Source organism: Candidatus Polarisedimenticolia bacterium, assembly GCA_036001465.1.
Classification (GTDB): Bacteria; Acidobacteriota; Polarisedimenticolia; order Gp22-AA2; family Gp22-AA2; genus Gp22-AA3.
The window spans coordinates 42037-62780 of record DASYUH010000085.1; the positions used below are offsets into that span (position 1 = coordinate 42037).

Below are 20744 nucleotides of genomic sequence, written 5' to 3' on the forward strand. Positions count from 1 at the left end.
GCCTCTAGTTGTCCTCGCGGAGGAGTCCGGGCCCCGGACCGTGCGTGGCCTGCGGGCGCTCCCCCCGAAGCAATCTCAGATACAGACGCTCGAGCTCCCGCGTCATGCTCTCGAGAGAGAAGTGGTCCGCGATCCGGCGCCTCGCAGCCTCGCCCAGTCTGCGCGCCAGGGCGGCATCCCCCAGGAGCGCGTTCATCCCCTCCGCCAGCGCGGCGGCGTCGCGCGGCGGCACCAGGAGCCCCGACACGCCGTCCTCCACCGCCTCGGGGCTCCCCCCGACCCGGGTGGCGACGACCGGAACTCCCGCCGCCATCGACTCGAGCAGGGAGTTCGACAGCCCCTCGCTCAGGGACGGCAGCACCGACACGGCGACCTCGGCCAGGAGCTCCGGGATGTCCAGCCGGAAGCCGCTGAACACCACACGGTGCGCGATCCCGAGATGCGCCGCCAGGCGTTCCAGCTCGGCCTGGTAGGCGTCCTCCCGCACCACCATCCTGTCCTTCAGGCCGTACCGATCCCCCACGATCAGGAACCGGACATTGGGGTAGCGACCCGCCACGGCGGCGGCCGCCTGCAGGAAGTAGTCGAGTCCCTTGAGCTCGTGCAGCCGCGTCACCACCGCCACGATGGGGGCGCCCTGCGGAATCCCCAGCTCGCGGCGCAGGCGGGGGCCGTCTCCGCGCTTCTCGAACCGCGACAGGTCGACGCCGTTCCGGATGACGACGATGTTGTCCCGGCGGAACCCTTCCTCCACCAGCCACTGCCTCACCGCCTCGGCGTTCACCACGATGCAGTGGGCCAGACGGCACATGAGCCTCTGGGCGCGCTTCTGGTTCGTCGTCTGGTACACGCCCGTGTCCCTTATGGAGGCGAGGACGAGCGGAATGCGGGCCAGACGGGCCGCCGGCAGGGCGAAGACGTTGGGATAGAAGTTGTAGGCATGGACGATCCGGATGCGCAGGCGCCGCAGATCCCGGGCGAAGCGCAGCTGGGCCCGGAGCGTCCCGGCGTTGTGCAGGCTGTCGATCGGGTACTCCCAGATCGGCACGTGCCGGCTCTCGATCTCCTCGAGGAAATGGCCCCACCGCCTGAAGCAGCCCAGGTGGAGGTCGAAGCGGGTCCGGTCGATCGCCCGCCCCACGTTCACGACGTGCCGCTCGGTGCCTCCCATGCCGAAGCCGTTCACGAACATCAGGAGCCCGGTGCGGGCCTCCCCGGCGGCCGGGGCATCTTCCGAGCCGGCCCGGAGCGGTGTCACGCCGCGCCCTCCACGGCCGGGCCCGGAGGGGTCGCGCGGCGGCCGGCATAAAAGACGTGCGGGGAGACGTAGCGCAGGTCCGGGGCCGCGCGCTCCCCGCAGAGCCTCAGCCACGCCTCGGCGCCCAGGCCGAGGGCCCGGCAGAGACGCCGCAGCATCGATCGCCTCACCCGGCTCGTCGCCCCGGCGGCCGATGCCAGGTGCGCGTCGAAGAACCCCGCGTACCCGGACGCGATGGAGGTGAACCCTGCCGCCTCGTGGACCCGGGCCAGCAGGGTCCGGTCGTACACCACGTGAGCCTGCAGGGTCCGCAGGTCGGCCAGGCGCTGCAGCAGCCAGTTCACCCCCTGCAGGTTCGGGACCGTCGTCAGGATCCGGCCGCCGGGCCTGAGGTAATCCGCCAGGACGGCGATCCGCGCGGCCGCGTCGTCATAGTGCTCCAGCACTCCCATCGAGTAGACGAGATCGAATGTGTGGCGCAGATCCGGCCGGGCGACGAGGGCGAAGGCGTCGCCGCAGTGGATCTCCCCGGCGGCGCGTGCCCCCGCGAGGTTGGCGCGCGCCAGATCCGCGGCGTGGGGCTCGATGTCGATGCCCTCGACGCGGCACCCGAGCCGCAGGGCGAGAAACGGCAGCCAGGGCGAGCGCCCGCAGCCGATCTCCAGGACCCGGGAGCCCCGCGACAGACTGCCGTGACTCAGGAAGAGCTCGAAGATTCGTCGATCGCGCAGTCGGCCGATGTCCGGGAGGACCGGCCGCAGCGCAAGCTCTTCGGCGCTCCCGGCGTAGTAGCCCGTCTCCTTCTTCCAGAGCCACGCGCTCGGGCCGACCTGAGCGATCTTCATCGTCTCAGCCTGGTATCCCGGCCTCGCACGCCGCCCGCGCCGCCAGGGCGAGACCCGCCAGGTAGTAGAAATAGAAGTGATAGGCGACGGGGTGGAACAGGGCGGCGACCGCGAAGGCTGCCAGGCCGGCCTGGATTCCCTCCGCGAGCAGGAACAGGTCGCGCCCTTCGGGCCGGGCCGCCGTGCGCCGCATGACCAGGACGGTGGCCCGGATGCAGCCGACGAGGATGATCAGGAAGAGCGCCAGCCCCGGCAGGCCCAGATCGACCGCGTATTCGAGATACGCGTTGTGGATCTTCTTCCAAAGGGCCCCACGCAGCTCGTTCAGGGCGAGGGCGTTCATCCCGATTCCGGCGCCGACCACGGGGTTCTCGGAGACGAACTCCAGGGCCGCCTGCGTGTCCCCCCAGCGCTCCTGCGCCGATCCCGTCGGGTCGGAGTGGATGTTGGTGATGGTGCTCAGCCGATCGAGGTACCCCTGGGGCAGGAACGGCGTGCCCAGGAGAGCCAGCACGAGGACCGCGAGCGCCCAGCCCCGTCCGGGCCTTCTCAGGGTCCTGGCCAGATAGAAGGCGCCGGTGACGGCGAGGGTGATGAAGCCGGCGCGCGAGAACGTCAGGATGATCGCGACGACACTCAGGAGCGCGCCGACGATGAGGGCCAGGCGCGGTAGAGGCGCACGCTGGATCAGGATCAACGCCAGGGTGAGCGGCAGGATGAGGTTGAGCATCAGCGCCAGGTCGTTCGGGTTCTGCGTCAGAGGGGCATCGTAGCTCTGGATGCGCCGGACCGCGCCGGATGAGATGAAGCGCCCGGCGAGGTATTCGCGGATGCCGAACGCCGCCAGGGGCATCGCCATCAGCGCCAGCCCCCAGGCCACCGTGCGCAACCTGCGGGGCGTCACCACGACCTGGACGAGCAGGCAGAAGATCGCCAGCGTCTTGGAATAGACCTCGAGGATGAAGGCCAGGCTCCCTCCGGGCCAGTACGACATGGGAAGCGTCACGACCGCCCAGGCCAGAAGGGCGGCGGACGCCGCGATCTCGGGGGAAATTCTCAGGATCGGCCGGCGGCTCACGAGACGATCGAACAGGTAGGTCGTGATGGCGATCGCCGCCATCAGGAGCCCCGGACGCATCGGCGCTAGGGCCGGAACGAAGGACTGGGGGGCGAGTAGCAGGACGAAGGTGAACGCCATGAGCGCCCGGAAGGGGGTCTCGCTCCCGGCGCGCGCCGCGTCTCCCGGGACCTCCGCGGGGAGTCGATCGGCCGCCGCCGGCGCGAGTTCCGGCCTCCACCACTCGGTGCTCCGGCCGGCGCTCATGCCCGCCTTCCGGCTGGCGTCCCCAGGATGGCGCGGGCCAGCTTGACCGGATCGTGACGGACCTTGGTGCCCCGTCTCAGCAGGTCGCGCCCGATCGGCCGGCACCCGAGGGACCGGATGAGACGCGGATCGGCCTTGATCGGGACCGCGCCGCTCTCGGCGTAGCGCGCGGCCAGATACCGGGGGATCGGCGCGTCGTGGATCAGGACGTCGTCGATCGGCAGGCCGGGAGCGTGCCGGCGAAGGGCGAGCACGATGTCCGAGGCGCTGTAGCCGTCGGTCTCGCCCGGCTCGGTCATCAGATTCATCACGAGCATGACGCGGGCCCGGGATCGCGCCACCGCCTCCACGAGGTCCTCGACCAGCAGGATCGGGATCAGGCTCGTGTAGAGGCTTCCCGGACCGATGACGATCCGATCCGCGCGCTCGACAGCCTCGAGCGCCTGCGGCAGCGCCCTCACCTTCGGGGGAACCAGGCTGAGCCGGCGGACCGCGCGGCGGACCGCCGCGATCCGCGATTCTCCGGCGACGCGGCTGCCGTCCGCGAACCGGGCGAGCAGGGAGACGTCCTCAAGCGTCGCCGGGAAGACCCGGCCGCGCGTGGCAAGCAGGCCCGCGGCTCGCTCCACGGCCACGGAGAAGTCCTCTTCCATCCGGCTCAGGGCGGTCAGGATGAGGTTTCCGAGGCTGTGCCCCCCGAGCCCCCCGTTCCCTTCGAAGCGGAAATCGAAGACGGGGGACAGGGCCGATCCCTCGTCGGCCAGAGCCACCAGGCAGTTGCGGATGTCGCCGGGCGGGAGCACGCCGTACGCCCGCCGCAGCCTGCCCGAGCTGCCGCCGTCGTCGGCGACATTGACGATGGCGGTCAGGCGCTCGCGCTCCAGGGAGTCGGCGCGCCTCGGCCGCGGAAAGAGCCCCTTCCTCAGGCCGCGCAACACGACCGGAAGTCCGGTTCCGCCGCCGAGCGCGACCAGGCGACGGGCGGGAACCCGATCCCGGCCCCGGAATCGCCCCGGCGCGATCGACGCAATGCTCCTCTCCACTTCCGCTCTCAGCATCGGGAACGTCTCGAGACCCTCGTCATGGAGCCTGGTTCCGGGCGGGCTTCGCCCCCTTCGGTTTCGGGGGCCTGCGGGAACGACGCATCAAAGCCATTGTGCGCATCATTACTACAACGGCGATCGCCCCTCATCAATCAGTGGATCCCTCAAAGCCCCTCAGGGAATTCCCTGAGCGGATCAGCCCGACGTGGGACGCGGGGCGGGCCGCGAAGGAGGCCGGGGGCCCGGGGCGGACTGTCGCGACGGGTGGCCGTACGCGTGGTACCGGCCGTAGTAGCGGGAATAAGGCCGGCTGGCGCCGTTGAAGACGAGCCCGATGACCCGGGAGGGATCCAGGAGGCTCATCCCCTCCTCGAACAGCTTCCTGGGGGTGCGGTGCGCCGCGACGACCATGAGAAAGCCGTCCACCCACCGCGCGATCAAGCGGCAATCCGGGACCGGAAGCAGCGGCGGGGTGTCGACGACGATGTAGTCGTAATGCCGGCGCATCTCCTCGAACAGGGTGCCGAGCCGCGCCGACTTCAGCGCCTCGTACGGCGCCTCGGGCTTCCGGCCCGCGGTGATGACCGACAGGTTCATCGACGGGTCCTGGCGGACGGTGGACATCAGGGTACGGTCCGTGTCGAGGATGGCGTCGGCCAGCCCGGGGCCGCTCCAGCCGAGCAGCGACTCCACGGACGGGCGGCGGAGGTCGGCGTCCACCAGGAGGACTCGGGCTTCGGAGGACTGCGCCAGGGCCCCGGCCAGGTTGATGGCGGTCGTGGTCTTGCCGTCTCCGACCGTGGCGCTGGTGACCGCCACGACCTGGATCGCCTTCCCCTCCTGGCGGGATTCGAGGCGCGCGCGCAGCGTCCGGTATTGCTCGGCCTCGAACGACGCGGGTGCGGACAGGCTCACCAGATGGGGATCGAGCCTCTTCGCCCCGCCCGCGGAGGCGTTCTCGGGCGCCGGCCGGACCGGTCCGATCCGTGACGGACGCTCCGCGCCGATCGACTCAGGCATGCACACTCCTAGAGGCGGCCGCCGCTCATCATGAACACCAGGGGCTCGTACTCGCGCGCCAGGTAGCAGGAGGCGCCGGCGGCCGCCGCCAGCACCATGACCAGCCCCACCGCCGCCACCCCGATCCTCAGGCCCCTCCGGAAGGCGTCCCCCCGGGTGACGATGCGCGGAATGCTGGCCAGCACCGGCACCCTGGTGAAGGCGCGCAGGCTCTCGACGGTGTGAAAGGAGGTGTCGAGCTGCTCGGCCAGGGCCATGGCCCCCACCGCCAGTCCAACGGACACGATGAGCCCCATGAGCGACAGCCAGATCCGATTGGGGGCCGCCGGCGCGCTGGGCGGGAGGGCAGGGTCCAGGACGCGGAACTGCTCCGTCGTCCGGCCGTGCTCCATGCTCTCGGCGAGCAGCGACTCCTCGTGCTTCTTCAGGAGGGAGTCGTAGAGCTCCCGTGTGGTCTCGTAATCGCGCGACAGAGCCTCGAACTCCTGCTGTCGCTGGGGGGCGTTGTCCACCCGCTGCTCGTAGGCGGCGATGGTCTGCCGCAGGCGCTCCTCCTCGCGCTTCAGAGCCTGGATCTCCGCATCCGGGCCGCGCCGGCTGGCGCTCGCGGGAGGCGCCTCGGCCCCGGCCGGGACGGCGCCCCCCGTGGTGCCTGGCGCTTCGGCCCGCGCGGCGATCCGGTCCTCGAGCGCCGCGATCTCCCGCTCGAGACGCACGACGTCGGGGTACTTGGCGCTGTACTGCCGGCGCAGCGCGGCCAGCTCCTGCTTCAGCCGGCCGAGGCGCCCCTCATCGTCCTCCGGATCCAGCCCCGCCACCGCGTCGCCGGATGGCCCGGCCAGCCGGTCACGGCGCTCCATGGCCCGGATCTGCTTCTCGTTGTTGAGCTGCAGTTGAGCGTTCAGCCGCTCGAGGCCGGCGATGTTCGCCTCGACCTGCTGCGGCAGCTCGCCGGCGTGGCGCTTCTTGTACTGCCCGATCAGGTTCTCCTGGTCCGCCAGCTTCTGCTTCATCTCCGCGAGCTGCGACTTGAGGAACTCGGAGGTCCGCGCGGCCTGGGCCTCACGGACCTTCGTGTTCTCCTCCACGTAGAACGACGCCAGGGTGTTCACGACCTGCGCCACCTTCCGGGGATCCCGCCCCCTGTAGCCGAGGACGAAGGCGACCGTCGCCCCGCGGCTCCAGCCGTTCTCGACCCCCTTGAGGTCCAGGTCGATGTCGCGCCGCAGTTTCATGATGGCGTCCTCGACGGAAGCCTTCTGCCTCAGGATGGGATAGAGATCGAAACGCGTCAGGAGCTCCGCCAGGTTCGCCCGGCTGAGAATCTCTTCGCTGAGGGCGTGAATCCGGGTCTCCAGCTCTTCGGTCACCGCCGGACGCACGAACGTCTCCGAGACCTGCGGCCTCTCCACCAGGACCGTCGTGGTCGCCCGGTACATATCCGGGAGGAACGCCACGAAGCTGAGCCCGGGGACGAGCACGCCGAGGAAGACCGCGACCCCCAGCCACCACCGCCGGCCCCATATTTCGAGGACCCGGTGAATCCCCTCGCCCTGTTCCGACTGTCCGCGCATGGCTCCTCTCTCACCGGGCCACCGATCGGCCCGCGCCTTCGTGTCACCTTACGCCGCCCGAAGGGCGCGGCCTATCGGGGAAACTACCGAACCGGAACCGGGGAGATCCCGCATCGCGCGCCCCCCGAGCCGCGCGTCAGCCGGCTGCCCCCGGAACGTTGCAGCGTGGAGGATTCCGGGAGCAGCCGCCGATGCGATCAGACCGGACAGTAGGAGCCGGTCGCGGGGGGCGTGTTGGAGGCGTTCCCCTTGTGGAGCTGGATGTTCCCGCCTCCCGGGTCCGGTCCGCCCAGGTCGCCCATGGCGAGATAGCCGCTCTGCAGCCTGATCCCGAAGAAGTCGTCTCGGCCGGGCTCGCCGTTGTCGGTCACGCGGACCCGGAAGTAGCCGGAGTCCCCGGTGTTCGTCTCGTAGGTCCCGCAGATGTCGCGGGTCCTGTCGTCCACGAAGACGTAGCCGGTGATGCTGGTCGCCTTCACGTGCATGCCGCTGCCGTGATCGAGGTAGTTGAGGTGTCCCCAGAAGGCGCCGTTCTTCACCCCTCCGCCGACGCCGAAGTTCCCCTTGGCGCCGGAGGGGGTGCCGACGATCCATCCCCCGCCGGTGACGAAGTCGGACGGAGGCAGATTGTCGGTCGGCCAGGCGAAGGTCCGCCCGCCGCCGGTCAGTATCAGGCTGAAGACCGCAAATGCCAGGACTGCGTTGCGCGCGATCGTTCTCTTGAGAGTCATCGTTTCAGTCTCCTCGGTTAGAACAGCGGCAGGGGCGGCAGGATCGGCGGCGGCACCGACGAGCCGCCGGAGCCGGTTCCCGCCTTCGCGGAGGCGATCACCACGTCCGCGATGCCGTCGACGACCAGGTGCAGCGCGTTGACGGTCGTTCCCGCCGTCGACGCGATCTGCTCGTTGAGGACCAGCCGGCCTCCCAGGAGGGACACCATCTGGTTCGGGGCGCCGCTCACGGGGACCGCCATGCCGTTGACCGACAGGGCGTCGAACTCCGACGTGCCGACCGGGGTGCCCCCCTGCGGGGCGATCGCCCTGGCCATGACGAAGGCGGCGGACACGGAGTTGCCTGCGACCGACAGGGCCAGGTCGGCGAGGGACGACTCCGACGCCACGAAGGGCTGCGGCGTGTTGGTCGAGCTCCCCGTGGCGGCGTGCAGGACGCCGGCGCTGCCGACCGACAGGATGGCGGCGGTGGGCTCCGACGACTCTCGAAGGTCCTGCGCGTCGGCCAGCGGTCCCGTGTCCGCGAGTGCCGTGCTCATGCCCAGGACGCTCGCCTGGATCGCGGTGGCGGCGCCGTCGACGGTCTGCGCCATCGCGGCCGCGGGCCATAAGGCCAGAAGCGCCGCTGCCATGGCGAGCGCCGCCAGCCTGCCAAGTCCGTTCGTTCCGTGATTCATGCTGACCTCCATGGAAAGAACTGCGTTCAGGAATCGAACCAACCTTCACGAGCGAGACTACGGCCGTGCGAGACCTCGGGCCATCTGGTCGATCCCGCAAGGCGCGGATGGGAAATCATCGGGAAGGGACGAGGGTGTTTCCGGGAAACCGGCTCTGGACGCGGGCCGCGGCCCCGGGGATGGGAGGGGGAAGCTCCCCGGGACCGGGTCCGCGGCACATCGCCCGCGCGCCGCGGGCACCGATCAGCGCTTGACGAGAACGTCCTTCACGGTCGTCGTGGGGGTCCCGGCGTTGAACCGTCCGAGCAGGGTCCCGGTTGCGAGATCGAACCGGCAGACGTCGGACGAGCCGTAATTGGCGGCCCAGAAGGTCCCGTCCCCCGCCAGGTCGAGCCCGATCCACAGGTCCGGCTCGTCGGCCAGGTCGTAGCGGCGGACGGCCCGGCCGGCGGAGTCCAGGCGCGTCACGTCGTCCGCGGTGGCCACGAGCAGCCCGCCGTCGGGGAGGATGCGCAGGCTCCCCGTGTAGCCGCCCGGCACCGGCGCGACGTTGAAGTCCGGGAGCTGGCGGCGGGAGCAGACGTCGTAGCGCTTCACGTTCGGCCCCTGCGAGGTGTAGAACATCGTGCAGCCGTCGGCGGCGAGATCGATGCGCGCCGAGCCCCGGCCCTCGCTGGCGACGTCGAAGGCCGTCCGGAAGGTCCCCGAGAGGTCGAGCTGCCTCAGGTCTCCCGAGCAGTCGGCCTGCCCGACATAGACGTTCCCCAGCCGATCGAAGGCGAACGCGTACGGGTTGCAGTCGTAACCGCTCCCGAAGGCACCCAGGGAGATTCCCTGCGGGCTGAATTTCTCGACCGAGTTCCCCGCCGCGCAGACGGAGGCGTCGGCGCAGTAGTGCGAGACGTACAGGTTCCCCGCGGCGTCGAACCCCATCCCCTCCGCCTTTCCGGGCACGAGGTTGACCAGGACGCCCACGAGCGAGCCGTCGCCGGCGCGCCACTGCACTTCGCCGGTGCGCAGCGACACCAGCACGTCCCCGGGCGCGAAGCTGCGGGCGAGGCCGGCCACCTGCGAGATCGGGGCGATCGTCGGAACTTCGAGGGCGCCGGTCCCGCGCCCGATCGAGATCCAGGCGATGAGGGCGGCGGCCGCAAGGAAGGACAGGACCCGACAGGTGCGGCTCAGTCGGCTCGGTCTCATGCGTAGTTCCTCCCGGTGGCTGATGGTGGTCATGGAAGCCGCGGGCCGGGGCGCGGGTGCGGATCCTCCAGCATCCCGAGCGGGTCCCTTCGGAAGCTCAGCCGGTGGCTTCGTCCTGCGCCGTGCCGATGCGGAATCCGCGGCAGGAACGCCATGCTTCCCACGCGGGCCGGAAAGGAGGCCGCCGCTTCGCGCGCCTCGGCGCCGCCGCCCTGGAGCACGACCCGGACGGTGTCCAGCAGGATGCGCACGTCCAGCCAGACGGATCGATGCTTGATGTAGTACAGGTCGTAGCGCATCTTCTCCGTCTCCTCCTCGAGGTCGTTCGCGTACCCGTAACGGACCTGGGCCCAGCCTGTCACTCCGGGACGCACGGCGGAGCGCAGGCGGTAGTACGGCACCGTGCGGGCGAAGAGATCGCAGTTCGGCAGCGGCTGCGGGCGGGGACCGATGAGATTCATGTCCCCCCGCAGGACATTGACGAACTGCGGCAGCTCGTCGAGACGGAACCGGCGCAGCCAGCGGCCGATCCGCGTGATGCGATCACCGTTGTCCCGCGCCCACAGAGTCGTCGGACCCTCCGGGGCATGCATGGTCCGGAACTTCAGGAGACGGAACGTCCTGCCGCGGAGACCCTCCCGCTCCTGGACGAACAGGACCGGACCGGGCGAATCCAGCCTGATCGCGATGGCGACCAGCGCCAGGAGCGGCGCCATCAGGACGAGGCCAAGGCCCGCCACGAGGACGCCGAGCGCGCGCGCCAGCGCGTCGTGCAGCCGGGAGCCGCTGAACTCGCTCGCGAAAGCGAGGGAGCCGGGGGAGACGGCTTCGATGGCGATCTTTCCGGTGAGGCGCTCCAGGACCTCGGTCGCTTCCTCCACGGCGACGCCGCGCACCCGGGCGTCGAGCAGGCTTTCGACTGGAAGACGCCCACGCCGATCGCGCAGGGCGACGATCACGCGCCCCGGCGCGGCGCGGCGCAGCACCTCGTCGAGATCGCCGAGAGCCCCGAGGACGGGCGAGCCGAACGCCCGGGGCGCTCCTCCCGGGGCCTCGGCGACGACTCCGACGATCGCCTCACGGCAACCGCGGCGCGCCGCGATCTCGCGCGCGACCGTGCGGGCCATGGGGCCGGTCCCGAGGATCACCGTGCGCCGGGCCAGCGGCCGGACGGCGGCCATAGCCTGGATCAGCGCGCCGAGCATCGCCGTCATGACGCGCTCCGCCCCGCGTCCCCGCGCGGCCCCCGGCCCATCCTCGATCCCTTCGTCAGCCCGCTCATCGTCTCGTTCATCCCCGTCGTGGGCGCCTCGGCGGATTGTTCCGCATTGACGTGAACTGTTGTACGCGCGAAGGAAGGCCCGCACAATCGGTGGAATCCTCAATCGCGCTGCGGAGAACGCCCGACGGTTTCCTCGGGGAAGACCTTAGGAGCCTAGGGAGAGTGGCGGGGATTAGACGGGGGCCCGCTCCCAGGTGACGCGCTGGCGCCCGGTGACGACGCGGAGGAATGCGACGGCGGTCGCCCAGTTCAGGAGGCAGACCGTGTACGGCACGGCCAGGACGGCGCCGCCACGTCCCGCGCCCGCCAGCGCGCCGCCCAGCGCCGCGGCGTAGAAGATCCCCTGGGCCAGCAGCGTGGCGGCGTAGAGCGGCCGATCGGCGAGCAGGACGTTCGATCCCAGGATCGCCGCCAGGAGCACGGGGCCCAGCAGACGGAGCCCTTTGTGCGACACGGTCTGCAACCAGAGACGGTTGCGGCGCGGGTCGAGAAGCCAGAGCTCGCGGGCGAACAGCTGGAAATTTCCGGCGATAGTGCGGACCTTGCGGACGAATTCCTGGCGCGGAGTCTCCGCCGGCTGGTCGTAGGCGCGGGCCCCGGCCTCGAACACCACCCGGTAGCCGCGGCGCGCGATGCGCATCGGGATGAGCACGTCGTCCAGGATCGTGTCCGCGGGAATCGGCTCGAACAGCGCGCGCCGGATGGCGTAGACCGCCCCTGAGGCCCCGACGGTCGAGTCGATGCGGCTCTCGCTCGCCCGGATCGCCGTCTCGCAGCGCCAGTAAAGGCCCACGCCACGGCTCACGGTCGTCGCCACCGGCCGATCGGTCAGGATCAGCTCGCCGCCGACCGCGCCGACGGCGGGATCGCCGAAGGGGCGCAGGAGCGCCTCGAGCGCCGTCGCCTCGAACCGCTGCCGCGCGTCCGCCAGGACCACGATCTCTCCCCGGCAGAGGGGGAGCAGATCGCCGAGCACGGCCGCCTTGCCGCGGCGCTCCTTGAAATCGTCCACCCGCACCCCGTCCCCGGTGAAGGTCCGGGCGCGCGCCGCCGTGTCGTCCGTCGATCCGTCCGATCCGACGAGGATCTCGACACGGTCCTTCGGATAGCTCAGCGCCAGGAGATTCTCGATCCTGGCGGCGATGCGCGCCCCCTCGTCGTGCGCCACGATCACGACCGAGACCGAGGGGAGGTCGCACCCGGCCGCGGGCCGTCCCGGGTGCCGCGCGGCCCAGGCCCGGATCAGCAGCGGGTAGCCGAGGTACGTGTAGCCGATCAGGATGACGGAGATCCAGAACAGCGCGACCGCACCCATGGCTAGGAGTGTGTCCGAGTATTGGGCCGGGTCGCGTTCCGGACGCCGTGGGGCCGGATGCGAGGCGCCGCGACGACGTCCGATGCCAGAGCATCGTCGAGGCGCGGCAACGAAGCAGACGGCCCCACGCCGCCGGAACCCGAAGGGCGCATGGGGATTGCGGCTGCATACCGCGTCGCTCGTCGTCGGCGATGAACCCGCATCGCTCTCCTCCTCGCTCCTTGCCTGCAATCCGCAAGCCCCATGCGCGCGGCCCGGCCGAATACTCGGACACACTCCTGGGAGCCTGGCGGCGGGATGGTGTCCGCCGCCCCGCTGGCCGCCCGGGCAACGGGGGGGCAGCCGGGCGGCTGCCGGATGGAGGCAAAGTCTCCGGCCGGGGCGGCGGACCCATTCTCTGCGTTCGGGGCCATCAGAGCACCAGCACGATGTCGCCGGGACGCAGCTCGATGTTCTCCCTTGCCCCGTCCTGCGTCGCCTTGCCGTAGTTGAACCGGATGCGGGCAGGTCCGGGACCGTCGCCGCGCAGGATGACGATGCGCGAGCGCGAGGCAAATTCGGTCAGGCCTCCTGCCAGGGCGAGAAGATCCAGCACGGTGGTCCGTCCCTTGAGGTCGTAGCGTCCGGGATGCACCACTTCTCCGAGGATCGAGACCTTCGGGCTCCGGACCTCCTTGATGATCACCGAGACCTCGGGCGACGGCATGTACTCGGAGAGCCGCTTCACGAGGACGTCCCTGAGCTCCATGGGGGTGAGGCCTGCGGCCTGCACGTCGTTGAGGAGCGGCAGCGAGATCATCCCGTCCGGCCGCACCGGCATCTCCCCGCCGAGGGCCTCGTTCTTCCAGACCGCGATTGTGAGGACATCCTCGGGCCCGATCCGGTAGTCCCCGGACGTGGTTTCCGGGGGACCGCTCCGGCCGGGGGACCGCTCCTGCGCCGCGGGCGGCGGACCCGGGATGAACAGGATGGCCAGGATGGCCAGGCACAGCGCGACGGATCGGATGGCTCTCATCGCTTCACTCCGCGGGCGGGACGCCGCCGGACCTGGCCCATCGCCCGCCCTGCCGGGCGACCAGGCTCAGGAGAAAGGTGTGGTGGGCGATCGGGCCTGCCGCGCCCCCCGTGGGAGGATCCAGGGCGCCGCGCTGCCGGGCGCTGCGGTAGCCGCCGACCAGCGACAGCCGTTCCCCGAGGTGCCACGCGGCCTGGACGTCCGACAGATACACCGTGGCCTCGGGTCCCCCGCGCGCGTCCCGGATCCGGAAGTACCCGGGGGAGGCGCTCACCTGAAACGACGGGCGCGGCTGAAAGGCCACGGACGGCTGGACGCTGTCGGTCACTGCGGCGCCGGCGCGGCCGATGACGGTGACCAGGCTGCGGCCGCACGTCAGCGCCAGGTGCGTCCTCTTGAAATCGCCCCGGACCGAGGCCGAGAGCTCCGGATCGGTGTTCCCCTCGGAGAACCGCGGGCCGCCGCGCAGCACGAGCGCAGCACTCCGCCCCAGATCCCGCTCCCAGCCGACGCTCAGAACGTGCGCCGTGGTGACCTCCGGCGCGTCGAAGTCGTAACGGGTCGTTCCGAGGCGGAGGCTCGCGGTGTTCCGCGGCGACGTCCGCCGCTCGAGCTCCAGGGCCGCGGCCCGGGTCTCTGTCGACGCGCCCCCGGACAGGTCGTCCATGGTCTGCGTGTAGGTCAGGCTGCCGCCGGAGGCCGGGCCGGCCCGCCAGTCGACCGACGGCCTCACCTCGAGGCGGCGGGCGCGCACGCGGCCGGCCGCAAGCCCGGTCGCGAGGTTGAGGTCCCCTCCCGGCGTGAGCGTCGTCACGTAGTCGCCATGCAGCGCCAGGCCGACCCGGTGCGACGGCCGGGCCGACAGATCGATCGCCGCGTGCTGGCGCGCCCGGGAGGTGTCCAGCTCCGGGTGCTCCGCGTAGCGCTCCGCATCGAGGGCGTAGCGCCCCGCGAGCGACAGGCGCGCCGAGCGAAAGTCCGCCGCGACCTGGGGCGTGAGCCGGGAGATGCGATCCTTCGTCCCGGTCCCCGGAGTCGAGAAGAGGTTGTCGTCCTCGACGCCGGTCAGGGAGAGGGCGCCGCGCAGGGAGACGTCCGACCCGGCGCGCGCCGCCCCGTGCAAGAGAAGGCCCCCGCAGATGAGCATCCCCGGCACCAGCGGCGGCCTGCGCGCGGGACTCACGCGCGATCTACCACCGTGCAGTCGACCTGCACGGCCACGCTGCGCGAGAGCAGGTCCACCGAAAGAACCAGCAGGCCCTTCTGGTCGCTGCGCTGCTCGAGGATCCCCTCGACTCCGGCGAGCGGGCCGCGAGTGACGCGCACGCGCATCCCCTCCTTGAGGTACGGATGCGGCATGCACGGGAGATCCGATCGCGCCAGCGCTAGCACCGACTCGACCTCGGCGTCGGGGACGACCGCCAGCTTCTCCCAGCTCTCCCCGAGCACGGCAACCAGCCCGCGCGCCTGGCGCACCCTGAGGTAGGAGCTCTTGTCCATGGCGTGGCGCAGGAACAGGTATCCCGGGAACATCGGGCGGCGAACCAGGTGCCGCAGGCCGGCCCGGCTCGACCAGACGTTGACCTTCGGCAGGAACGATTCGAACCCCCGGGACGCGAGCTGATCGTGCACGAGCTGCTCGCAGTGGCTCTGCGTCCAGATCACGTGCCAGCCCGGCCGTGGCGGGCTGTCGCTGTCGCGGGCAAGTGCTGCGCTCGTCATGGCTGGATCAGGCCCCGCTTGATCGCGTAGCGGACGAGCCCCGCCTTCTCGTGGATTTCCAGCTTGGACATGATGCGGCTCCGATGGGACTCGGCGGTCTTGACCGTGATCCCCAGGACCTCCGCCACCTGCTTCGTCGATTTGCCTTCGGCGATGAGCTGCAGCACCTCGCGCTCACGCGGCGTGAGCGGGTCGCGCGGCAGCTCGCCGCGTTCGCGGTAGGCGCCGACCACGACGTTGGAGATGGCGGGGCTGAGGTAGAGACGCCCGCGATGCACGTCGCGGATCGCCTGGATCATGTCGGAGACCGCCTGGGATTTCAGGACGTAGCCGTGGACCCCGGCGCGCAGCGCTTCCAGGATGTACGGCTCTTCGGCGTGCTGGGTCAGGATGATGGTCTTGGTACCGGGCGAGATCCGCATGATCTCGCGGGCGGTGTCGATGCCGTTCAGGCCCGGCATCGCCAGATCGAGCACCACCACTTCGGGGTGGGTCCCCTCCGACTGGCGCAGCGCCTCGCGCCCGTCTGCGGCTTCCGCGACGACCGCGAAGCCTTCCCGAGCCAGCATGAATTTCAGTCCCTGGCGGACGACAGGATGATCGTCCGCGACCATCACCCGGATCGACATCTGCGACCACCGCTCCCGTCTCCCCGTTGCATCATCCACCCGGGCCCGCCCTCATGCCGGAAGGCTTCCGGAAGGGCGGGGAGCCGACGCGAGGGTCTGATGGCGGACCTCCCCGTGGCTCTCGATGGGTGGAGGCTCTGAATCCCGGCCCGACAATTCCTGCGATTCATGACTGCCCTCCGGCTCCGGTTTCCGGGAGTCCCTGTCGCGGGGCCCCCGGAAGCCGGTCCATCAGCCTGCCCGTATCGCTGGGCAGGTCAGCCGCGCTCAGACGGGCCGGCGACTGCCCTCACCATACGGCGAGCGCGCGGACGGGAACATCAGGTGATGACCCGATTGGGCGGGAGGAACATTCATGAGTGGCGGGGGCCGGGCGCCGCGTGCCCGGCGCACCCGTTCAGGGCTGGATCAATCCGCGGCGGATGGCGTAGCGGACCAGACCGGCGGTCTCGTGGATGCCGAGCTTCGACATGATGCGCATCCGGTGCGACTCGGCCGTCTTCACGCTGACGCCGAGCAGCGCCGCCACTTCCTTGGTGGTCTTCCCCTCGGCGACCAGCTGCAGGACCTCCCGCTCGCGCGGGCTCAGCGGGTCGGGGGGCAACTCGGACTTGCTGCGGTACGCCTCGACGACGGTCCGCGACACCCCGGGGCTCAGGTAGACCGCCCCCCGCGTCACCTCGCGAATCGCCTGGACCAGATCGACCGTGGCCTGGGTCTTCAGCACGTAGCCGCTGATGCCGGCGCGCAGCGCCTCCAGCACGTAGGGGTCCTCGGTGTGCATCGTCAGCAGGATGGCCTTGGTTCGATCGGAGCATCGCAGGATCTCGCGCGCGGAATCGAGGCCGTTGAGCCCCGGCATGGCGAGATCGAGGATCGCGACGTCGGGTCGCGTGGTCTCGGCGATCCGGACCGCCTCGCGGCCGTCCGCCGCCTCGCCGACGACCCTGAAGCCTTCGTGCTCGAGCATCGCCCGGATCCCCTGCCGTACCATCTGGTGATCATCGGCCAGAAGCACCTGTGTGGCCATCGCGTCCCTCCAGAGGAATGATGATGCGAAGATCCGTCCCGCGTCCTGGGGCGGAATCGATCGTGAACTGCCCGCCCACGGCGCTCAGGCGCTCCCGCATGCCGATCAATCCGAGGCCCCGCTCCCCCTTGCGGTCCAGGACCGCCTGCAGATCGAAGCCCCGCCCGTCGTCCTTCACCATGCAGCGCGCCGCCTCCGGGCCGATCTCGAACCGGATGTCGACGCGCGTGGCGAAGGCGTGCTTCGTGGCGTTCCGCAGCGCCTCCTGGACCACGCGGTACAGGGCGGTCTCGATGCCCGACGGCAGGCGGGGACGGGCCGTTCCCTCCACCTGGATCTCGATCCCGGCGCGCGCCGCGACCCCCTGCGCGAGGAATTCCACCGCCGGCAGGAGTCCGAGGTCGTCCAGGATCGTCGGGCGCAGCTCGTGCGACAGCCGCCGCAGGTGCTTCTCGATCTCGTCCAGCGGCCCGCGGACCCGCCTGAGTCGATCGCGGGTGCGGGCCGGCAGTCCCGCGGAGACCTCCTCCAGGACGAGGTGGACCGAGGCCAGAAGCTGTCCGGCGTCGTCGTGCAGGGCGTGGGCGATCCTGCGGGCCTCCTCCTCGAGCTTTTCATTGAGCCGGCGCAGCGCGGCGACCGCCTCCTGGAAGCCGAGGTGGGTCATCTCGAACGTCGACAGGCTCTCCGCCAGGAACCTCTCCGAGGCGTCCACGGCGCTCAGGCACGACTCGGGCGCCCGGCTTTCCCGCAGGACGGCGTTCAGGGCTTCCTGGTGCAGCGCGACCAGATCCAGGACGCCGACACCGTCGCCGATCGCCCGTCGTCCCAGCTCGTAGGCCTGCTGCAGAGCGGCCTCGCCTCCGTCCGCGAGATATTCCCGCAGCGCCCTGGCGAACAGCTCCTTCAGTTCCCGGATGGCCGTGTCCTGCACGATCTCACCTCCCGAGGCGCGCCACCAGGACGAGCGCGTCGTCCGCGTCCCTGGAATGGCGCGCCAGGATCCCATCGGCCTGGGGCTGCGCCGCGGCGCGCATCTCGACGCTCTGATCGAAGCCGTCCGCGATGCCGTCGGTCGCGAGAATCAGGATCCCCTCTCCCGGGACCGGCACCGTGGAGGCCTGAAGAGCCGGCAGCCGGTCCCCCACCACCCCGTGGCGGAGCACGAGACGCTCCCGGTCCGGTCGGCTCCCGGATCCTTCTTTCAGGAGCAGCCCCTCGACGTTCCCCACGCCGACCCAGGTCAGATCCCGCCGTTCCGCGTTCCAGTGCGCCAGGCTCAGCGCCGCGCCGCGCGTCCGGAGCAACACGCGGTGGCAGGCCTCCACGATCTCGGTCAGCGGCCTGAGGGCGTGGGCCTCCACGGTCCTGATGGCCAGCTCGGCCGCCATGGCGGCCTCCGCCCCGTGACCGAGGCCGTCCGCCACGGCCAGGAGCGCTCCGTCCCCCATCCTCTTGACCAGGCAGCGATCGCCCGATTCCGTTTCTCCCGCCAGGGCACGTGCCGCCACACCCCAGTCGATGAGGTCGCCTTTCATCGCTTCCATTTTTTTGCCTTCACGGTCGTCCCGCCGCCAGCGATGGAGACGATCTCGAACTCGTCCATGAGGCGCTTCACCCCTGGGAGCCCGAGACCGAGGCTGCCGGAGGTGGAGAAGCCGAGCTCCATCGCCCGCTCCACGTCGGGGATGCCCGGTCCTTCGTCCCGGGCGATGACCGTGATCCCCTTCGCACCGTTGTTCTCCACGACCCCGAGGCTCAGCTCGCCCCGTTTGGCGTAGAGAAGGATGTTGCGCGCCAGCTCCGATATCGCGGTGGCGATCAGGGTCAGGCTGCTGTTCGAGAACCCGAGCTGCTGCGCCAGGGCCCGCCCCCGCTGGCGCGCGGCGACGATGTCCTGGTCCGAATTGATCGGGACCCTCGTCTCGTCGTTCACTGCAGCCTGCCTCGGTGTAGACACCCGCGCCGCCATGGGGGGGGCGCCGCGGCGTTTTCCCTTCATGCGCCGTGCGCGCCCAGATCACGGGCTATCTTCTTGCTCCCCCGATCCAGAAACGCCAGCCCCTCCTCAAGGTCGAGGGCGGTGGCCACGCCTTCTAGAGTCAGCCCCAGCTGCACCATGGTGAAGGCGACCTCGGGCTGGATGCCGACGATCACCGTCTCGGCCCCGCGCAGGCGAATCATGTGGGCGATGTCGCGCAGCGTGCGGGAGGCGAACGAGTCCATCACGTCCATCGCCGTGACGTCGACGATGACGCCGCGCGACCGGTACCGCCCGACCATCTCGACCAGAGCGTTTCTCAGCTCGAGAAGGTCGGCGTCGGTCAGGGCGGACTGGACGCTGGCAATGAGGTAGGCCCCCTGCTTCAGGATCGGGACGGCCACGGGGCACCTTCTTTCTTTCTATTAGGACGGCTGGTCTGTTTTCTCCACCGGGAGGACCTTGTAACCCAGGAGCCGTTCGGCCTCCTCGATTCCTCCCTGCAGGTCGCCGACGGTGTTCATCTTGGTGAGGTCGACGCCGATGTTCACGAGCGTCTGGGCGATTTCGGGGGACAGGCCGGTGACGATGACGGTCGCGCCGAGGAGACGCGACGCCTCCACCGTGAGGACGAGATGGTTCGCCACGTTCGAGTCCATGGCCGCGACTCCGGTGATGTCGATGACGACGACCCGCGCGCGGTTGGTCCGGATGCCGCGCAGGAGCTGCTCGGTGAGCTGGCGGGCCCGCTGCGGATCGATGACGCCGATGATCGGCAGGATGAGGAGCCGCTCGCGCACCTGCAGGACCGGCGTCGAGAGCTCCCGGATCGCCTCCTGCTGCTCGCGGATGGTGCGCTCGCGCTCCTGCACGAACCCGACCGCCACGGTGATGGCGATACGGTTGGCGGCCGGCTCGTAGGCGTCCAGGATGCGGTTCAGCTTGTCGAAATCGGCGTGGTAGCGGGCGAACAACGAGCGGGCGAGGACGTCGCGCAGGAGAAGCACGATGCCGACGACCTCGTCGGTCTGGACGCCGCGAGGGATGATGCGCTCGGAGAGATTGCGCGAGTATGCCTGCAGGGCCTCGAAGGTTCCCGTCTCGAGCGCCTCGACGTAGTTGTCGTACACGGAGGTCGCCTCGGCGAACACCTCCTCCTTGGTCATCGCCGTGAGCAGCTTCGCCTCGGTAATGCGCTGCGCCCACTCCTCCCGCAGCTGGGTCCGGTTCTGCCTCAGATGGCTCACCAGCTCGCGCAGGAGCGCGGTGGTCGATTCGGTCGGCACCTGCGTCAGGTTCGCCGGGTTGCGTCCCCCCTTCATCGAATTACCTCCTGGCCCCGGAGTCGAACTCGTCCGGGGTACCGAAATCACGCGACCATGTGGAAAGAACCTTCATCTTAGCACCGTCGGACCCCCGGAAGTCTTCCGGGAGCTTATCGGTTGTTTCGTGGCCATGAATACCCCGATGGAGCCGTGCGTGCTATCAGGTGAATTACCCATTTGCCGCCAGGGAAATCCAGCAGCGCCGGGCCAAAGGGCGGTTCGACTTGTCGGAAATCGTGCCATCGGACGGCCCGAATTCGGCCGGATTCCCCACCAGTGATCTAACGTAAGGTATTAACCTGATAGACATTTAGATGGTTTTCGTTGACGAATTCAGTGGAATCACCTATCTTCGTGGGTGCAGCTAACTTTCAGATTGCGGAGACCCCTTCCCGACAAGGGCAAACCCGTCGCGAGGCGGGGACGCAAAGCCACGGGTCAGAGTGAGCTTTCCTGACAGCCGGGCCGCCGAAAGAAAGGGACACCAGGCAGTTTCAAGGGATTGGTGGTCTGCCGCCCATGGGAGGGCCACCATGCCTTGGGACGTCGTGCGATCCGTCCGCCGAGTCTGTGTCCTCGGGATGGCTCTCGTCGCGGCCGCGCTGGTCTTCTCCGGCCACCACAGCTTTTCCCAGACCTCCCCCGCGCCGGAGCTGGTGCCGTTCCCCGGCGGGCTCATGGAGACGGCCACCACGGGGCTGGTCCGGCCCCGCCTGTCCGCGTCCGTCCTGCAGGCGCTCCTGCCGGCCCGCGGTCCGTTCGTCTTTCCCGCG

General features: G+C 70.1%; 22 protein-coding genes and 1 riboswitch. Of the genes, 1 reads left to right on the top strand and 21 read right to left on the bottom strand.

Translation table 11 applies throughout. The features are described from left to right. Window positions 1–4 precede the first annotated feature (4 nt). The 21 genes from VGV60_15385 to VGV60_15485 form a co-directional block, all read right to left on the bottom strand. Window positions 5–1258 carry a glycosyltransferase gene (locus VGV60_15385; protein ID HEV8702656.1) on the bottom strand — a complete coding sequence of 418 codons (1254 nt, stop codon included), beginning with the start codon at window positions 1256–1258 and terminating at the stop codon, window positions 5–7. Beyond that, entirely contained in the window at window positions 1255–2103 is an 849-nt protein-coding gene (locus VGV60_15390) for a class I SAM-dependent methyltransferase (GenBank protein HEV8702657.1), read from the bottom strand. Before VGV60_15390 ends, VGV60_15385 begins: the two co-directional genes overlap by 4 nt. A 4-nt stretch (window positions 2104–2107) precedes the next feature. Next, window positions 2108–3427, bottom strand: coding sequence for an O-antigen ligase family protein (locus tag VGV60_15395; GenBank protein HEV8702658.1), 1320 nt, complete (start codon window positions 3425–3427; stop codon window positions 2108–2110). Next, complete coding sequence (gene yvcK / locus VGV60_15400; protein HEV8702659.1) at window positions 3424–4485, bottom strand: uridine diphosphate-N-acetylglucosamine-binding protein YvcK; 1062 nt, start codon at window positions 4483–4485, stop codon at window positions 3424–3426. The genes VGV60_15395 and yvcK overlap by 4 nt, the downstream gene beginning before the upstream one ends. Window positions 4486–4665: 180 nt before the next feature. Further along, window positions 4666–5490: a CpsD/CapB family tyrosine-protein kinase gene (locus tag VGV60_15405; GenBank protein HEV8702660.1), complete on the bottom strand. Its 825-nt coding sequence runs from the start codon at window positions 5488–5490 to the stop codon at window positions 4666–4668. A gap of 8 nt (window positions 5491–5498) precedes the next feature. Next, entirely contained in the window at window positions 5499–7064 is a 1566-nt protein-coding gene (locus tag VGV60_15410; protein HEV8702661.1) for an XrtA system polysaccharide chain length determinant, read from the bottom strand. Window positions 7065–7261: 197 nt separating this feature from the next. Continuing rightward, window positions 7262–7795 (bottom strand): post-COAP-1 domain-containing protein, encoded by a 534-nt coding sequence (locus VGV60_15415; GenBank protein HEV8702662.1) that lies wholly within the window; start codon window positions 7793–7795, stop codon window positions 7262–7264. 17 nt (window positions 7796–7812) lie between these two features. Next, complete coding sequence (locus VGV60_15420; GenBank protein HEV8702663.1) at window positions 7813–8472, bottom strand: choice-of-anchor P family protein; 660 nt, start codon at window positions 8470–8472, stop codon at window positions 7813–7815. 243 nt (window positions 8473–8715) lie between these two features. Next, window positions 8716–9672, bottom strand: a complete 957-nt coding sequence (locus tag VGV60_15425; protein HEV8702664.1) for a hypothetical protein — start codon at window positions 9670–9672, stop codon at window positions 8716–8718. Between the two features lie 29 nt (window positions 9673–9701). Next, window positions 9702–10886: a sugar transferase gene (locus VGV60_15430; protein ID HEV8702665.1), complete on the bottom strand. Its 1185-nt coding sequence runs from the start codon at window positions 10884–10886 to the stop codon at window positions 9702–9704. Between the two features lie 240 nt (window positions 10887–11126). Continuing rightward, entirely contained in the window at window positions 11127–12269 is a 1143-nt protein-coding gene (locus tag VGV60_15435) for a glycosyltransferase family 2 protein (protein ID HEV8702666.1), read from the bottom strand. Between the two features lie 412 nt (window positions 12270–12681). Then, window positions 12682–13284, bottom strand: a complete 603-nt coding sequence (locus VGV60_15440; GenBank protein ID HEV8702667.1) for a polysaccharide biosynthesis/export family protein — start codon at window positions 13282–13284, stop codon at window positions 12682–12684. A 4-nt stretch (window positions 13285–13288) separates the two neighbouring features. Then, window positions 13289–14467, bottom strand: a complete 1179-nt coding sequence (locus VGV60_15445; GenBank protein ID HEV8702668.1) for a hypothetical protein — start codon at window positions 14465–14467, stop codon at window positions 13289–13291. Beyond that, a complete protein-coding gene (locus VGV60_15450; protein ID HEV8702669.1) occupies window positions 14464–15006 on the bottom strand; it encodes a transcription termination/antitermination NusG family protein in 543 nt (180 codons plus the stop codon). The genes VGV60_15445 and VGV60_15450 overlap by 4 nt, the downstream gene beginning before the upstream one ends. Continuing rightward, the gene (locus VGV60_15455; GenBank protein ID HEV8702670.1) at window positions 15003–15674 is read right to left on the bottom strand and encodes a response regulator transcription factor; all 672 of its coding nucleotides are present in this window, start codon (window positions 15672–15674) and stop codon (window positions 15003–15005) included. Before VGV60_15455 ends, VGV60_15450 begins: the two co-directional genes overlap by 4 nt. 358 nt (window positions 15675–16032) lie before the next feature. Beyond that, window positions 16033–16665, bottom strand: a complete 633-nt coding sequence (locus VGV60_15460; GenBank protein HEV8702671.1) for a response regulator transcription factor — start codon at window positions 16663–16665, stop codon at window positions 16033–16035. Next, complete coding sequence (locus tag VGV60_15465) at window positions 16637–17599, bottom strand: ATP-binding protein (GenBank protein ID HEV8702672.1); 963 nt, start codon at window positions 17597–17599, stop codon at window positions 16637–16639. The genes VGV60_15460 and VGV60_15465 overlap by 29 nt, the downstream gene beginning before the upstream one ends. Before the next feature lie 4 nt (window positions 17600–17603). Next, window positions 17604–18212, bottom strand: a complete 609-nt coding sequence (locus tag VGV60_15470) for a SpoIIE family protein phosphatase (protein HEV8702673.1) — start codon at window positions 18210–18212, stop codon at window positions 17604–17606. Further along, entirely contained in the window at window positions 18200–18601 is a 402-nt protein-coding gene (locus VGV60_15475) for an anti-sigma regulatory factor (protein HEV8702674.1), read from the bottom strand. The genes VGV60_15470 and VGV60_15475 overlap by 13 nt, the downstream gene beginning before the upstream one ends. A gap of 62 nt (window positions 18602–18663) precedes the next feature. Next, complete coding sequence (locus VGV60_15480; protein HEV8702675.1) at window positions 18664–19050, bottom strand: STAS domain-containing protein; 387 nt, start codon at window positions 19048–19050, stop codon at window positions 18664–18666. Between the two features lie 21 nt (window positions 19051–19071). After that, a complete protein-coding gene (locus VGV60_15485) occupies window positions 19072–19968 on the bottom strand; it encodes an STAS domain-containing protein (protein ID HEV8702676.1) in 897 nt (298 codons plus the stop codon). A gap of 393 nt (window positions 19969–20361) precedes the next feature. Next, a riboswitch (cyclic di-GMP riboswitch) is annotated at window positions 20362–20444 on the top strand. A gap of 60 nt (window positions 20445–20504) precedes the next feature. Here VGV60_15485 and VGV60_15490 point away from each other — a divergent pair. Next, window positions 20505–20744, top strand: a 240-nt coding sequence (locus VGV60_15490) for a hypothetical protein (protein ID HEV8702677.1), incomplete at its 3' end; no start/stop codon positions are given.